Raw genomic sequence first — 15,677 nt, forward strand, 5'->3', positions numbered from 1 at the left:
GGCGAGGAGCCTTACATGGATGTCTTACGTGGACGGGATTCGGCAAGCCGTGTCGGCTTCATCGGCGCCCAGCGTGTCGAGATTGCTCTTCGGATGCAGCACGCCTTCCACGGGTGCCACGCTGACCACGCCGTCCGCGTGGGCGAGCAACAACGGCTGGCGCAACTGGCGGTCCCAGCGCCGGAACGACAGTGGCGGGCCCTTGAAGCCGTCCACCACCACATTGCCCGCGGCCAGCGCTTGCGCCTGCGCGGCAAAGCCAGCCCTGGGCTGCCGCGCCACGCTTTCTGCAATCGCCTTGACCGCGACCCATGCCGCCCAGTCGTAGCCCGTCATCGGACGTCCCGCTGCGCGCTCGAAGCGCCGGTTGAGCTGCGGCCCGCCGTTGCGCTCCCAGGCCCAGTGCCACGCCTGCGCGCCGAGGCCGCTGGCGCCCACCACCGGGCGCGGCAGTTGCGTGGCGTAGGGCACGCTGCGGGCGAACTCGCCGTCGGCGTCGGCCACCACCACCACGTCATAGTCCACGCCGGTGGTCAGCAGGCTGAGGTTGGCCTGGTCGCGCTCGCGCGGATCGTTGGAGAGCCGGAACGTGCGCTGTCCCGACCAGGCGATGCCGAAGCGCCGCGCCGATTTCGCCAGCGCGTCGCGCTGCGCCGCGTCGGCCGCGGACGGGCCGGTGAGCAGCAAGGCCCGGCGCCATTTGCGCAGGGCCAGGTATTGCATCAGGGCATCGGCGCGCATGCGCAGGCTGGGCAGCGTGTGCAGCAGCACTGGCGAACAGCCAGCGCCGCGCAGTTCGTCGTCATCGGCCGAGACGTTGAACAGCAAGGCCTCGCCCGGCCTGACCGAGCCCGCGGCCGCCCGCACGGCTGCGGACGGCAGGTCGAGCAGGATAAAGCGCGTGCCCTGGCGCGCCAGGGCGGCGACCATCGGCTCGATCTCGGCTTCGCTGCGCGCTTCATGAGGATCGAGCCGCAGCGACTGGCCGGCGGCCTCCAGCGCGAAGCGCGCCTCGGCGGCCGCCACCTGCGCGCCGTCGAGCGCGCGGCCTTGCGGCTGGCCGGGCAAGCGCTGCGCGAGGCGCCGCGCTTCATAGCGGGGGTCGCCGGCCAGCGAGACCACCGCCACGCGCACCTCGGCCGCCTGTGCCAGGGCCGACAGCAAGATCAGCGTGGCGGTGGCAAGCATGGCCCGCACTCCCCTGCCTGCGCGGCGCGACAGGTCAGTCATCGATCGCCACCGAATGCGGGACCCGGCCCGCCTTGAGCGTGGCCACCGCCTTGCCGCTGGCCGTATCCACCACGCTGACGTCGTCGGACAGGCCGTTGGCGACGTAGAGGCGCGCGCTGTCGCGGCTCAGCGCCAGCCCCCATGCGCGCCGGCCGACCAGCAAGTAGCCCAGCACCCGGCGCGATACCACCTCGACCACCGCGACATGATTGGCGCGCCCCAGCCCGATATACGCGCGCGTACCGTCACGGCTGGCCGCCATGCCCACCGGGGTCACGTCCTCCGCACGGAAGCCTCGCGGCGCGAACGCGATGGTCTGGGCGACCTCCAGCGTATCGGTACGGATCACGCTGACGCTGGCGGACAGCTCGTTGGACACCCACAGCTCCTTGCCGTCGCGCACCAGCAGCAGCCGCCGCGGCCGGTTGCCGACCTGGATGTTCCGGATCACCTTGCGCGCTGCCACGTCGACCACATGGACCAGGTTGGCGACCTCCGAGGTCACGTACACGTGCCGGCCGTCCGCGCTGACCTTGACGCCTTCGGGCTCCTCGCCCACCTTGACCGCGAATACGCGCTTGCCCGAAGCGGTGTCGTAGGCCGACAGCAGCGCGTCTTCCTCATTCGAGACATAGAGCGTGCGGCCATCCTGGCTCAGGTCGAACAGTTCCGGATCGTCGCCCACCGGCAGCGAGGCAAGCGTCTTGCGGCTGGCCACGTCGACCACGTCCACGCGGTTGTCGTCGCTGCAGGCTACGTACAGGCGCGCACGGTCCGGCGAAAGCTGCAGGTGGCGCGGCCGCTTGCACTGGCGCCACACCGCCAGCAGTTGCCGGGTGCGCGCATGGTAGGCGGCGACCGCATCGTCCTTCTCGCTCGACACAAAGACCTGTTCGCTGGCAACGCGCGCCGCGCCGCCTTGCGCGGCTTCGGCCAGTCCGGCGGCGACCAGCAAGGCCGTCGCCAGCAGCAGCGTGGCGGCAAACCAGCGCAGCGATGGCATCTCGTTCATGCGGGAACCGTCCTTCTCGCCGGGTTGTCCGAAGGCGGCGGCGTCAATGCGAGGAAAGCGCTTTCAAGGCTGTCGCGCTCCGCCACGCCGCGCAGCGCCGCAGGCGTGCCGTCGAACCGCACGCCGCCGCGGTCCAGCACGATCACGCGGTCCGCGTGCTCCACTTCCTGCACCAGGTGGGTGGCCCACAGCACGCCCGCGCGCGCCTGCGCCGTGAGCCGCCTGGCATCGGCAACGAGCTGCGCGCGCGAGGCCGGGTCGAGTCCTGCCGTGGGCTCGTCCAGCAGCAGTACCGCGGGTTCATGCAGCAGCGCGCGCGCCAGCTCCACCTTGCGCCGGTTGCCGCCCGACAGTTCGCGCACCGGCGCACGCGCACGCCCGGCCAGGCCAAAGGCATCCAGCAGCCGTTCAATGCGCTGCCTGGCGACGGCGCGCGGCAGCCCGTGCAGATCGGCATGGAAGCGCAGGTTGGCCAGCACCGGCAGGTCCAGGTCGATGGCCGGCTGCTGGAACACGATGCCGAGCTGTGCCAGCGCGCTCACCGGATCGCGGCGCATATCGCTGCCCATCACCGTCACGCGGCCGGCATCGGCAACGAACAGGCCGCTGAGGATCTGGAACAGCGTGGTCTTGCCCGCCCCGTTGGGCCCGAGCAGCGCCACGAATTCGCCGCGCCGCACTCCAAGCGAAACCCCGTCGAGCGCGGCGTGGCCGCCGAACGATTTGCGCACGCCGTCGCAACACAGCGCCAGCGGTGCTTGCGTGGCTGTCATAGCTGCCCCTTCGGACGCGCCGTGCCCACGCGCTCGGCAAAGAGCCGCTCGGTGTCCCAGGCCTGGCGCAGGTAGGCCTCGTACTGCGCGGTATTTAAGTAAGTAAGTTCCTGGTCGTACCTGGCCAGCTCGGCCAGGTGACGCGGGTGCTGCATGGCGGTGCGGAACGCATCATGCAGGCGGCTGACGATCGCCGGGTCCGTGCCGCGCGGCACGCCGATGCCGTACGGGGAGTTATGGACCGCGTCGGCAGAGCCCAGTTCGCTGACGGTGGGCACGTCAGGCCAGCGCGCCGAGCGCTGCGCGCTGAACACCGCCAGCAGCCGCAGCTTGCCGCTCTCCACGAAAGGCGCGAAGCCGGTGGAATTGACGCCCGCCATCAGCGAGCCGTTGGCGACCGCCAGCATCTGGTCGGCGGTGCCGTGATACGGCACATGGATAAAGCGCACGCCGCTGCGGCCGAGCACGTCTTCCATGGCGAGATGCGCGGTGGTGCCGATGCCGGTCGAGCCCATGGTCAGCGCGCCCGGATGCGCGCGGCCCCAGGCGACCAGCTCACGCAGCGAGCGGAACGGGCTGTCGGCCGGCACCACGATGCCGAAGGTATAACCCGAGATCATCAGCACGGGCTGGATGTCGCGCAGCGGCTGCCAGGCGGTCTTCTGCAGGTGCGGGAAGCGATAGACCGTCAGCGGCAACTGGCCGATGGTGTAGCCGTCCGGCCGCGCGGCGGCCAGCACGCTGCCCACCAGCGTGCCGCCGGCACCGGGCCGGTTCTCCACCACGATGGGCTGGCCCAGTTCGCGCCCGGCCAGTTCCGCCAGGATGCGCATGGAGATATCAGTGGCGCCGCCCGCCGGCCACGGCACCACCAGCGTGATCGGCCGCGAGGGGTAACCCTGCGCGCCTTCGGCCTGCGCGCCGCCCGCATGGGCGAGGCCGAGGCACAGCAGCAGCAGGCAGGCGAGGCGACGGAACATGATCGGGCGAGGTTGGGTGTGGATGCGGGAGGACAACGCAAGGCCGATACCATGTGCGCCGCAGCATGAGCGTGGTGTCCGTGCCGGTTGTTGTCCACGCAGGGCCGGAGCGCGCTGCCTGTGGCCATCGCAGGACCGTGCGTTGTGCACTGCGCCGTGCATGACTGTCTCGTGGTGGAACACATCGCTGTCCTGCTTTGTGACAGGGTCAGCGCTCACCCGAAGCCATGCTCGACCGCATAGCGGTGCATCTCGACGCGGTTGGCGAGCCCCATCTTCTTGCGGATCAGCGTCTGGTAGTTGGCTACGGTCTTGGTGCTCAGGCAGAAGCGGGCCGCCACGTCCTCGATCGCGATGCCGCGCGCGAACTGGCGGAACAGGTCGAACTCCCTTGGCGACAGCGTCAGGTGAGGCGGCGGCGCGCCGGTATCGACGAGCCCTGCCACGTCCGCGGACAACACCTGCTGCCCGGCCGCCACCTTGCGCACGGCATCGACCAGCGCCTCCGGCGCGCTGCCCTTGGTCAGGTAGCCGGCGGCGCCGGCGCGCATGGCCTGCGTCACGATCGCCGCGCTGTCATGCATGCTGAACACCAGGGTCCGCAACGCGGGAACACGCGCGCCCAGCCGCTGCAGCATCTCCAGGCCGCCCCGGCCCGGCATCGACAGGTCCAGCACCAGCACATCGGCCGGATGCTGCGTGAGCCAGGCATAGGCGGCATCGCCATCGCCGAACTCGGCCACCACGCGCATGCCGTCCTCCAGTTCGAGCAGGCGCCGGTATCCCGTGCGCACGACCGCGTGGTCGTCCGCGATGACAACATCGATCGTGTTCATGCTGGTTGTCTCCCTGCTGGTTGGCTTCCATATATAAGCGGCGCGGCAGCCGGTGCCGGCAGCGGGAAACTCGCACTGAGGCGGCAGCCCACCGCTTCGCCCGTCACTTCGCCCGCCCCTTGCCCCGGTCCGATGCACAGCGTGGCGCAATGCGCCCAGGCGCGCTCCTGCATGCCGCGCAGGCCATGGCTGCGCTGCAGTGCCGCAGCGATATCGCTGATTCCGCGGCCATCGTCTTCCACGCACCAGTGCACCCCGCCCCGGGCCGTCGCGGCAATGCGGATCGCCACGTAGCGCGCGCCGGCATGGCGCATCACATTGGTCAGCGCCTCCTGCGTGAGCCGGTAGAGCGTCAGCGTCAGGTCGGGCCCGAGCGCGGCGTCGCCAAGGTCGACTTCGCAATCGAGCCGCACCGACTGCCCCGGCTGTTCGCGCCAGCACCGCACCAGGTCCTGCAGCAGCCGCTCCAGCGAAGCCAGCCGCCCGTCGGGCCGCGCGCCATGCGGGCGCAGCCGGTGCAGCAGGTGGCGGACTTCGTCCTGGATCCTGGCGCAATGCCCGGCCAGGTCGTTCGCCACGATCTGCAGCATCGGCGCATGGGTGCTCTTGCGCACCAGGTAGGTCGCGTCGGCGCGCATCGCGGTCAGCACCTGGCCGAACTCGTCGTGCAGCTCACGCGCCAGCCGCGCGCGTTCGCATTCCTGCGCTTCGAGCAGCTTGCGGCTCAGCGCGCGCCGTTCGGCCTGGTGCTCGGCCAGCGCGCCGGCCAGGTGGTTCAGCGCGCCGCGGATCAGGTCCAGCTCGCGGATGCGCATGGCAGGCAGGCGCACGCTGTAGTCCTTCTGCTCGTAGTGGCCGATGGCGTCGAGGATATGCTGCAGCGGCGCGAAGGCGCGCCGCACCGTCCACAGCAGGCAGCCCAGCAGCAGCACGCCATAGAGCGCCAGCATGGCCAGGTTGCCGGCCACGTCGGCGCGCGCTTCGCGCAGCTCGCTGGCCGGGTCCCAGTGCAGCGCGGCACGGTAGACGGTGCCGTCGCGCGCAGCGATTTCCCAGGCGCTTTCCACGGCCGCCATGTCGGCCTGCAAGAAGGTGAACGAGCGGTCCTGGTCCTCCGCATCGTTGCGCCTGGCCGGTTGCGGCGCGTCCACCAGTACGCGGCCCGCGCCGTCCTCCAGGCGCAGCCGCAGGTGCCGCATCTGCCCCGACTCATTGATGGCGCGCAGCGCCGCCAGGTGCGCAGCGCGCTCCGCCGGCGTGGCGGACTGCAGCGCCGACAGTCGCGGCATGAGCTGCGCCAGCGCGGCCACGCCGCTGCGTTCTTCGCTGACGGCCTGCCGCGCCAGCCACAGCGCCGCCAGCAGCGCACAGCACAGGCAGGTGACGGACAGCCCGATGGCTCGGCTGGCCAGGTAGCGCGACATCGTCATGGCAGTACTCCTCCGGAGGATGGCGGACGCCGGTGCGGGGGCCCGATCTCAGACCGATTGCAGATCGGGAGTTTTTCCCGATGCCTGAGGTGCGAAAACTGCTCCCGGTCCCGTCAGCCAGTTCCAGTTAAGGCGCTACCCAATGCAGGTAACGCGCCGGTATCCAGGAGGAGATGCAAGATGCCAGCCAACCCGTCCCGGGCCCAGCAACGACAGCTGCCCAACCACGCCGCGGCCCGCTGCGGCCGATCCGGTTGCGGCACTGCCACCGCGATCACGATCGCCGTGGCCTTGCTGATCCAGCAGCCCGCTGTTGCACAATGGGACACCCCGGTACAGCCTGTACCAAACCAGGACAGCGCGGTGCTGCCGGAAGTGCTGGTGGTGGCGGCCGCGCCGCTTCCCGGCATCGGCGTGGACAGCGACCTGGTGCCCTACACCGTGCAGACCGTGCGCGGCGATGAGCTGGACGGCTCGCGCGCCGGCAACCTGACCGACTACCTGGCGCGCAACCTGGCCGGCGTCAATGTCAACGACATCCAGGGCAGCCCGTTCCAGACCGATCTCACCTATCGCGGCTTCCGCGCCTCGTCGATCCCGGGCGTGCCGCAAGGCCTGTCGGTCTACCTGGACGGCATCCGCGTCAACGAGCCCTTCGGCGACGTGGTGAGCTGGGACATGATCCCGGAAGCCGCGCTCGCGAGCGTATCGATGATCTCCAGCGCAAACCCGGCCTACGGCCTCAACACCCTGGGCGGCTCGCTGGCCATGACCACTCGCTCAGGCCTGGACTCGCCCGGCTTCACGGCCGACCTGTCCTACGGCAGCGGCAGCCGCAAGCGTGCTGACCTGTCAGGCGGCGTGCGCAGTGCCGGCGGCTGGCATGCCTTTGCCGCCGGCACGCTGTTCCAGGAGCACGGCTGGCGCGACCATTCGGATGGGCGGCTCGGCAACATCTTCGCCAAGGCAGGCTATGCCGGCGACACCGATAGCTGGGACGTCTCCGTGCTGCACGGGCGCAGTACGCTGACCGGCAACGGCCTGGTCCCGGCCTTCCGTGCCAGCGGCGATGCCACCCTGCCCGACATCTACCAGGCCAATCGCCGTGCCGTGTATACCTATCCGGACAAGACCAGCAACCAGGTGACCCAGGTCGCCCTCAACGGCCGCCACTGGTTCGACGACAAGACCAGCGCCGCGGCCCTCGCCTATGTGCGCACCAGCCGCCGCGACACCGTCAACGGCGACGTGAACCCCGACTACGAGGCCTATGCCGAAGCCTGCGAGGACGGCTTCAACGCCGACGGCAGCCCCCGCGGCGAAAACTGTGGCGTGACCCGCGCCGAAGGCGCCGCGCTGCATCCCGCCGTGGTCAACACCACCCATATGCGGCAGCGGACCGTCGGCGTGGCCCTCAGCCTGGCAAAGGAAACCGAGCACCACGTGCTGAACGCCGGCGCAAGCCTCGACCGCAGCAACCTGACCTATTCCCAATATGCGCAGCTTGGCACCTTCACCGCCGACCGCGGCGCCGTGGCCGATCCGGACGAACCCAATGCCTTGTTCTCCGGGGTCAGCGGCACCTCGCGCACGTTCGGCCTGTATTTGTCCGACACCTGGTCGCTGACGCCCAGCACCTTCCTGACCGCCTCGGCAAGATGGAATCTCGCCACGGTCAGCAATACGCTGCGCAACAGCGACGGCAGCGAACAGCCGCGCGAGCAATTTACCTACCGCCGGCTCAACCCCGCGCTGGGACTTGCGCAGAAGCTCGGTGGCGGCGTCACCGTGTTCGGCGGCTATGCCCAGAACAACCGCGTGCCCACGGTGCTCGAACTGGGCTGTGCCGACCCGACCAGGCCGTGCCGCCTGCCGGCAGGATTGCAGGCCGACCCGTACCTGAAGCAGGTCGTCTCCCACGCCTACGAAGCCGGCGTGCGCTGGCGCCCCGGCAAGGACAGCGAAGTCACCGCCACGCTGTACCGCATCGACAATCACGACGACATCCTGTTCCTGCGCGCGCCCAACACCCAGCTGGGGTATTTCGCCAACTTCGACCGCACCCGCAATCAGGGCCTCGATCTCACGGCGCGCCAGCGGCTGGGCGATGTCACGCTTCGGCTCGGCTACAGCTACCTGCAGGCCACCTACCAGGCAACAGGACAACTCGCGTCAGGCGAACGCACCATCGACATCCGGCCGGGCATGCGCATGGCCGGCTTGCCGCGCCACACGCTCAAGCTCGGCGTCGACTGGCAGGCAATGGCCAGCCTGACGCTCGGGGCCGACATGGTGGCGGTGTCCAGCACTGTCGCCAGCGGCAACGAAGACGGCCTGCGCAGCGATCCGCAGCCGGGCACGGCGCCGAAGACCGCCGACTGGCGCGTGCCTGGGTACGCGACCGTCAACCTGCGTGCGGCGTACAAGGTGAACAAGCGCTTCGAGGTCTACGCGCGCGTGGCCAACCTGTTCGATCGACGTTATGAGACCTATGGCCAGATCGCCAACAACTTATTTCCGAATGGGAACCTGGTGCAGCCGCATGTCGCGCCGGGGGATGGCGCCAGCGCATTGTTCGTGGCACCGGGGGCGCCGCGGAGTTTCTTTGTGGGGGTGGTGTATCGGATGTAGGGGATGTGGGGTGGCGGCCAGGCACGTACCGCGCCCTCCTCCTCTGCTCAGAGGCATGTTGAAAAAGAAGCCCCCGGGGTCCGGGGGGGTGCCCCGAGAGCTCGGAAAAGCGGAGCGAACACCTGCCCCGCGTATTCCATGCTGAACGATGGTCATTGAATCAGCATCCGCCATAGTGTCTAAAACCTTTCACATTTAAGGGTGTTTCAATGGCGAACGGTGCGATTCACTGCGATGCGGCGATCGGAGAATGGCGTTCGGTCAGATAGTGAAGAATCGCACAGACGTCATTCACTTCAGATTGCGCAAGACGCGTTGACAGCTTTATGGCCCGCGCACGGCGCACGCGTTGCAGCGATTCTCAAGTTGAGACCTCGGTTCCCCGCCCCGTCGACTCGGGTCCTCCAAATTGCGCAATCTCTCGAACGAGTTGCATCACGGTGCGGCACGCCAGCGTGAGTTCCCCATGGCGCGACATGGCCAGCGCAATATGGCGGTTGATCTGCGGATTGATGATCTTCGAAGCCTGCAAGCGGCAGTCCCGGCCCGCGTTCGAGATCGCATACGGCCCCAGCAGCGCGTACATGCCTCCGTCGGCAACGATATGGGTCTGCAGGCTTAGCGAATCGGCCTCCACCGCTACGTTCAGCGTGATGCCGTGCTCCAGTGCCATTTGGTCCAGCCTGTCGCGCCAGCTGTTGGGCCGGCAGAACATTACCAACGGCAGGTTGTGGAGCGCGGAAAACGGTACGGTGGGGCTGGCGGTCACGCTGTCGCCGGCGGCGCCAACCAGATAGGTAGCGGTTTCGACCAGATACACGTCGCCATGCTTGGGCACCGGACTGTGCCGGAACAAGATCGCCAGGTCGACATGACCGGCTTCCAGCCAGTTCTCAAGTTGCGCACCTTGTCCCTCTCGCACACTGAGTTGGACGAGCGGGTAACGCTCCTTCAGGCGGTAATAAAGCGTGCTGACCAGCGGGTGTGCAGTTGAGGGAAGGATGCCGATGCGCACCATGCCGATCGGCTTGCCCGAAGTGGAGTGGATGTCGTTGACAAGCTGGTCGGTGCCGGCCACCCAGGCCCTGACCTTGGGTGCTATGCGCTCGCCGAACTCCGTCAGCACCACGCCGCGGCCCGTCCGCTGGAACAGGCGCCCTCCGCATTCTTGTTCCAGGTCGTTGAGCTGGCGGCTGATATGGGGCTGGCTCGTGCCGTAGGACTGCGCCACCTTGCTCAGGCTACCCAGATCGGCAGCCGCCAGAAACAGTTTCCACGCGGAGTAGTTCATCGCTGACTTCAGTTGCGCGCTATGTCTGATCAGTATATCTGAAATAGCTGATCTGTCAGTTCCGGTATGGCGATTCGGGCCCTAGACTGCCTCGCATGCACGTCGCAGCCCTGAAAAACTCAGGGAGCGGCGGGCTCGCCGCGGGGGCACCCTGCCACCCGGTGAACTTCTCACCCATACAGGAAGTGACATGAAAGACATTGATCTGCGCGGTCTTGTTCCGGCCCCCGTTACCCCATTCACCCGCGACGGCGCGGTTGACCATGCGGCTATCCAGCGACTCGGTTCGTGGCTGGGCGGGTTCGACGGCGTCAAGGGCCTGGTCGTCCTCGGCCACGCGGGCGAAGGCACCTTCCTGTCGCAGGAAGAGCAAATGGCAGTGATCGAAAGCTTCGTGAACTCGGTGGACGGCAAGCTGCCGGTGATTGCCGGTATCACGCTGGAAGGCACCCAGGTGGCCGCTGCCGAAGCCAAGCGCGCCATCAAGGCTGGCGCCTCGGCTGGCCTCGTCTATCCGTCGCACGGCTGGCTGCGCTTCGGCTACCAGAAGGGCGCGCCCCAGGACCGCTATCGCGCCATCTACGAGGAAAGCGGCCTGCCGCTGATCCTGTTCCAGTACCCGGACGCCACCAAGGCCACCTACAACCTGGAAACCCAGCTCGAGATCGCGGCGCAGCCGGGCGTCTTCGCGATGAAGAACGGTGTACGCAATATGCGCCGCTGGGATACCGAGATCCCCGTGATCCGCCGCGAGAACCCGGACCTGCAGATCCTGACATGCCACGACGAGTACCTGCTGCATACCATGTTCGACGTCGACGGTGCGCTGGTGGGCTACGGCAATATCGCCCCCGAGCTGCTGATTGAACTGATCAAGGCCGGCAAGGCGAAGGACTATCCGCGCGCCCGCGCATTGCATGACCAGCTGCTCCCGGTCACCAAGAACGTGTACCACCGCGGCTCGCACATGGAAGGTACGGTGGCGCTCAAGCATGCGTTGGTGGCGCGCGGCATCCTCGAACACGCTACCGTGCGCTCGCCGCTGCTGCCGCTGGAGCCTGGCGCCGAAATCGATATTGCCAACGCGATTCGCGCCGCCGGCCTCGCCGGCTGAGCCTCGGCAGGCGCAGCCAGGAGGCTGTGCCGGGAGGCCGGGCCGAGCCTGGCCTCCGTCCCCTCCGTTACAGCGCCGGCAGCGAAGCAGCTGGTCGCTTGTCCTCCGCCCGCTGTGACAACGTAGAACAACAAGGAGACACCTGTGAAGGGTACGGGGAAATGGTGCGCCGGCGCGCTATGTGCCACGCCGCTGTTCGTGTTGGCGCAATCCGTGACGCTATACGGCGTCATCGACACCGGCGTCGAGTATGTCAATCATATTGGCGCTGGCAAAGACAGTGTCGTGCGCATGCCAAACCTGACGGCGACCGTGCCTTCGCGCTGGGGGATGCGAGGCACGGACGACCTGGGAGGCGGACTTAAATCCGTCTTCGTACTGGAATCAGGCTTCGCGCCGGATTCCGGATCATCGAACCAGGGCGGCAGATTGTTTGGTCGTCAGGCCTTTGTCGGGCTGAGCAATCGCTGGGGGCAGCTCTCCTTCGGCCGTCAGTGGACGATGACCTTCTGGTCGACACTGGATTCCGATATCCTCGGGCCAAATATCTACGGCGCCAACGCTCTGGACAGCTACCGCCCCAATGCCCGCGCCGACAATGCGATCGCCTACAAAGGGACGTTCGGTGGCCTGACAGTCGGCGCCACCTACAGCCTGGGGCGAGACACGGTCAATGCAGGCCAAAACCCGGCGGGAACCAACTGCCCGGGAGAAAATCCCGCTGACAGCAAGGCATGCCGCGAATGGTCCGTGATGCTGCGCTATGACACCAACTGGTGGGGCTTGGCGACCGCGTATGACTCCTTGCGCGGCGGCGCGGGCGCGGCAGGCGGACTGGTGAGCAGCGGCCTCAAGGACGACCGCCTGCACTTTGGCGCTTACATGCAGTTGTCCAAGGCGAAGATCGGTATCGGCGGCACCTTCAGGAATAATGAAGGCAGCACCACGTCCCATAGCCAGCTTTACTATGCTGGCCTGGCCTACGATCTCACGCCCGCTTTCAATCTTGCCGGGCAACTCTATTACCTGGGCTTTAACCATAGCGCCAATAAGGCATGGCTCGGCGCCCTGCGCGGTACCTACGCCTTTTCCAAGCGGGCCTCGGCCTATGTCACGACTGGCTTTATTGACAACCGCGGCCAACTGGCCTTGTCGGTCAGCGCTGGCAGCGCCGTTGGAACCAGCGCGCCGACACCGGGTGGAAACCAGTTTGGGGCAATGCTTGGTGTCAAGCATATTTTCTGAGCTGGCGCTATCGCTGTGTGTCGACAGGAATTCGCAACCGCCGGGGAAAAGAGTCAATTCTTCGCGCGCCCGCCAGTTGAGGCGGAGCATCAAACATGCAAGTCAACATCAGGAGACGACAATGCGATGCATCTTGAGAACGTTACTGGCCATGAGCTTTGCTCTTGCCGCCCCACTAGCTCTCGGACAGACCTTCCCGAACAAGCCGGTAAGAATCGTAGTGCCGTATCCCGCGGGCGGAACGGTGGACGCTGTCGCACGGGTTGTTGCGCAGCGCCTGAGCGAGAATCTCGGCCAGCAATTCATTGTCGATAACCGGCCTGGTGCCAGCGGAACGCTCGGCAGCAAGCTTGTGGCGGCCGCTGCGCCAGACGGATATACCCTGCTCGTGCAGGCATCGACTTTCGTGGCCACACCGATGCTCATGAGTACGAAGACCTATGACATAGAAAAGGACTTCACGGCGATCACGCAACTGGGAAGCGTCCCGATGCTGGTCACTGCCCATCCCGGTGTTCCTGCAAAAGACCTGAAGGAATTCATGGCCGCCATCAGGAAGGAGCCGGGCAAGTACACCTTTGGCACCTCGGCAGTCGGCTCGGCTAGCCATCTTGCCGAAGAAGCGATCAAGCACGAAGGCAAGCTGCAGTTCGAGATCATCCCTTACAAGGGCACTGCCCCGGCGTTGACCGAAGTCATGGGTGGACACATCAATGCCATGGTGGATGCCTTGCCATCGACGTTGCCGCATGTGAAGAGCGGAAAGCTAAAGCCGCTCGCCGTCACCAGTGCGAAGCGCATTTCCGCCTTGCCGGACGTTCCGACGGTCGCGGAGTCCGGGTTGAATGGCTTCGAAATGGTTTCCTGGTACGGGTTGTGGGGACCGGCGAACATGCCTGCCGAACTGACTCAACGCATCCAGAGAGAAGTCGCGAAGGCATTGGCTTCGGAGCGAGCGGCCAAGGTGCTGGGTGAATATGGATTTACCGCCACGGCGTCCCAGCCGGCAGACTTCATCGCATACATCAGGCAAGAGAAGGCAAGGTTCAGCACCCTGATCAAGGCGTCAAATATCAAACTCGACTGAGGTGCTTCTGCCTGGACGGAGTCGTGCGTGCAAGGACGGCGGTGACGCCTTGGCGGAACAAAGTCGCAGCGTTGTCTCGGCTTGTTCCAGTCCGGGCACGAAGCGCTGGATCGTCGCGGTGCCGTCGGCGAGTTCCTGCAGGCGTTCGGCCATCAGCGTTGCTTGCTCCAGCGCTATCCATTTGCCAGGAATGCCACACGACCGTCCTTCCGCACATACAAGCCTGAAAACGACAGCACAGCGTTCATTTCATCCCGGCACCAACGAAGCCCGTCGGCTTCACGAGCGGCGTGGTCGATCAGCAAAATTAAATGATTGCCCACCCGAAAGCGATGCTGTGCACTCGCCAGTGCCTTGAATAAGCGCTTCCATTTGGTCATGGTCTGGCACGGATCCGGGAGTCCGATTTCCTGGAGCAGCCTCCCAATTTGCGGTCCTGTAAGACCGCGTTCGGTGTCTCCGAGGACACGGCATGCCGCTTCGAGATGCTGCACAGTGAAGGGAACGAAGTGCGTCATGAAAATATCTCCTTGCAGCGCTACAAGCCACCCCGGCCGGCCTGGCACCCGCCGAGCATTGTCAGCAGCCCATCTGATCCCGGTGATGAAACGCTAGTCATCGCCGCCCAGGATTCCGTCAATTGCGGCCCTACCTGCCAACTCGCCAACGAGATAGGCCCAGCGCCGGCTGAACGGCCTGCCGTTGACCTTGACACGCTTTCCCAGCACGGCAGCCCCCGGCGGCTTCACGGGCCCCGCTATCTGGAACCAGGCTTCGAACATGTCCTTAGCGCTAGCAATAAGGACAACCTGAATGTGGTACCCACGGTATTTGGTAAGCCGCTTGTCATCGATATCCATGTGCCGGGGTCCATAAGGTCATCCCATAAGTGTTAGGTCGTGAAGGTAGATGAAACGCTTCAGCTATGACTCCTGATGAGGCAATTCCCGTGCCGTGGGGCGGCGCGATTATCATGCAGGGCCACGGTATCAACCCCGGTTCACCCCAAGGCCGCTGCCAGCCACCTTCTCGCTGACTGCGAGCACTGGGCTGTCACTCCCCGCCAGCTGAAAAATTGCGCTGTAGCCCCGGTAACTTAGACGATGTCTTGTAGAAAGCGGCGTCCGGGGGCTGGCTGAACCGAGTGCGGCCAGCGATGCCTGGAGGAGTTGCCCTGCGCCGCCCTGGTCAGGGGAAATTAATACTCCCGGCCATGGTGGCGCCTCACAGGTCGGCGATTACTCCCAGCGGCGTTGCTTTGACGTGGCGGTCGTCGCCCTGGTACGGCCCTTGCGCACCGGGGATGTGGCATTCAGCCGCGATCGGAGCGCACCATGGCACAGCAACCGCAATCAGGACAGGATCAGCAGCAACAGGCTAATCAGCAGCAGCAACAAGGTGGCCAGCAAGGTGGCCAGCAAGGGGGCCAGCAAGGGGGCCAGCAAGGGGGCCAACAAGGTGGTCAGCAAGGCGGCCAGGACCAGCGCGGCGGCCAGCGCGAGCAGCAAGGCGGCCAGAGTGGCCAACAGCCTGGCGACAAGGGTAGTCAACAGGGCGGTCAACAGGGTGGGCAGCAAGGCGGACAGGGCGGGCAAGGCGGGCAAGGACGCCCCTGACGTCCCGGCCTCCAACTCCCGGCTCCCATGCCAGTGAGCTGAAGGGTTCAGTCGCCGCAGCCATCGTCAGCGGCTGCGGCGGCTGACGACTGCGGTCCAGAGCACTCCATTCATTGCAATCGCACCCGGAAAACGCTATGAAGAACCCCTGGAACAAGAAGAATCCGTTCATGAGCATGTGGCTCAGCAATGCCAACCGAATCGCCGGCGCGACACGCGGCCGGATGACGGCGGAAGGCAAGCGTCAGGCTTCAAACGCAATGACGGAAGGGACGAAGCAGGTGATGACGTTTTGGGCCGATGCGCTGACAACCAGGAAGCCGGCCCCCAAGCGCAAGCGCCATTGAGCCTCGGCATATCGTTGAAGGAGATGGCGGCGGTTCGGGCCGCCTCTTCGCCGTTCGCCGTCTCATCAGGTAAACGGCAGCTTTG

At 66.3% G+C, this 15,677-nt stretch carries 16 protein-coding genes; 5 read left to right on the top strand and 11 right to left on the bottom strand.

Features of this window, described 5'->3' with window-relative positions; genetic code table 11:
• Positions 1–24: 24 nt before the first annotated feature.
• The 6 genes from K307_RS37025 to K307_RS37050 form a co-directional block, all read right to left on the bottom strand.
• Positions 25–1,188, bottom strand: coding sequence for an ABC transporter substrate-binding protein (locus tag K307_RS37025; protein ID WP_155301332.1), 1,164 nt, complete (start codon positions 1,186–1,188; stop codon positions 25–27).
• 34 nt (positions 1,189–1,222) lie between these two features.
• Complete coding sequence (locus K307_RS37030) at positions 1,223–2,242, bottom strand: PQQ-dependent catabolism-associated beta-propeller protein (RefSeq protein WP_042886071.1); 1,020 nt, start codon at positions 2,240–2,242, stop codon at positions 1,223–1,225.
• Positions 2,239–3,015: an ABC transporter ATP-binding protein gene (locus tag K307_RS37035; protein ID WP_042886072.1), complete on the bottom strand. Its 777-nt coding sequence runs from the start codon at positions 3,013–3,015 to the stop codon at positions 2,239–2,241. The genes K307_RS37030 and K307_RS37035 overlap by 4 nt, the downstream gene beginning before the upstream one ends.
• A complete protein-coding gene (locus tag K307_RS37040) occupies positions 3,012–3,995 on the bottom strand; it encodes a tripartite tricarboxylate transporter substrate binding protein (protein ID WP_042886073.1) in 984 nt (327 codons plus the stop codon). Before K307_RS37040 ends, K307_RS37035 begins: the two co-directional genes overlap by 4 nt.
• A gap of 215 nt (positions 3,996–4,210) precedes the next feature.
• Complete coding sequence (locus tag K307_RS37045) at positions 4,211–4,831, bottom strand: response regulator transcription factor (RefSeq protein ID WP_042886074.1); 621 nt, start codon at positions 4,829–4,831, stop codon at positions 4,211–4,213.
• Positions 4,828–6,261, bottom strand: coding sequence for a histidine kinase (locus K307_RS37050; RefSeq protein WP_080745362.1), 1,434 nt, complete (start codon positions 6,259–6,261; stop codon positions 4,828–4,830). The genes K307_RS37045 and K307_RS37050 overlap by 4 nt, the downstream gene beginning before the upstream one ends.
• Before the next feature lie 180 nt (positions 6,262–6,441).
• Here K307_RS37050 and K307_RS37055 point away from each other — a divergent pair, with 180 nt between their 5' ends.
• Entirely contained in the window at positions 6,442–8,892 is a 2,451-nt protein-coding gene (locus tag K307_RS37055) for a TonB-dependent receptor (RefSeq protein WP_051975344.1), read from the top strand.
• A 361-nt stretch (positions 8,893–9,253) separates the two neighbouring features.
• On the opposite strand, the gene K307_RS37060 is transcribed toward K307_RS37055, so the two are convergent.
• A complete protein-coding gene (locus K307_RS37060) occupies positions 9,254–10,183 on the bottom strand; it encodes a LysR family transcriptional regulator (protein ID WP_042886075.1) in 930 nt (309 codons plus the stop codon).
• Positions 10,184–10,373: 190 nt separating this feature from the next.
• Between K307_RS37060 and K307_RS37065 the strand changes: the two genes are divergently transcribed.
• The 3 genes from K307_RS37065 (at position 10,374) to K307_RS37075 (ending at position 13,629) form a co-directional block, all read left to right on the top strand.
• The gene (locus K307_RS37065; protein ID WP_042886076.1) at positions 10,374–11,297 is read left to right on the top strand and encodes a dihydrodipicolinate synthase family protein; all 924 of its coding nucleotides are present in this window, start codon (positions 10,374–10,376) and stop codon (positions 11,295–11,297) included.
• A 144-nt stretch (positions 11,298–11,441) separates the two neighbouring features.
• Entirely contained in the window at positions 11,442–12,542 is a 1,101-nt protein-coding gene (locus K307_RS37070) for a porin (RefSeq protein ID WP_042886078.1), read from the top strand.
• Positions 12,543–12,663: 121 nt separating this feature from the next.
• Entirely contained in the window at positions 12,664–13,629 is a 966-nt protein-coding gene (locus K307_RS37075) for a Bug family tripartite tricarboxylate transporter substrate binding protein (RefSeq protein WP_042886079.1), read from the top strand.
• Here K307_RS37075 and K307_RS48265 read toward each other — a convergent pair.
• The 4 genes from K307_RS48265 to K307_RS48270 form a co-directional block, all read right to left on the bottom strand.
• On the bottom strand, positions 13,609–13,782 hold the full coding sequence (locus K307_RS48265) for a hypothetical protein (protein WP_155301333.1): 174 nt from the start codon (positions 13,780–13,782) through the stop codon (positions 13,609–13,611). The genes K307_RS37075 and K307_RS48265 overlap by 21 nt on opposite strands.
• A 20-nt stretch (positions 13,783–13,802) precedes the next feature.
• On the bottom strand, positions 13,803–14,147 hold the full coding sequence (locus tag K307_RS37080; RefSeq protein ID WP_051975345.1) for a hypothetical protein: 345 nt from the start codon (positions 14,145–14,147) through the stop codon (positions 13,803–13,805).
• A 93-nt stretch (positions 14,148–14,240) separates the two neighbouring features.
• Positions 14,241–14,489, bottom strand: coding sequence for a hypothetical protein (locus K307_RS37085; RefSeq protein ID WP_042886080.1), 249 nt, complete (start codon positions 14,487–14,489; stop codon positions 14,241–14,243).
• A gap of 492 nt (positions 14,490–14,981) precedes the next feature.
• Positions 14,982–15,233: a hypothetical protein gene (locus K307_RS48270; RefSeq protein ID WP_042887907.1), complete on the bottom strand. Its 252-nt coding sequence runs from the start codon at positions 15,231–15,233 to the stop codon at positions 14,982–14,984.
• A gap of 149 nt (positions 15,234–15,382) precedes the next feature.
• On the opposite strand from K307_RS48270, the gene K307_RS37095 reads away from it, so the two are divergent.
• Positions 15,383–15,592, top strand: a complete 210-nt coding sequence (locus tag K307_RS37095; protein ID WP_042886082.1) for a hypothetical protein — start codon at positions 15,383–15,385, stop codon at positions 15,590–15,592.
• The last annotated feature ends 85 nt before the right edge of the window (positions 15,593–15,677 follow it).

Source organism: Cupriavidus necator A5-1, assembly GCF_000744095.1.
Lineage (GTDB): Bacteria > Pseudomonadota > Gammaproteobacteria > Burkholderiales > Burkholderiaceae > Cupriavidus > Cupriavidus necator_A.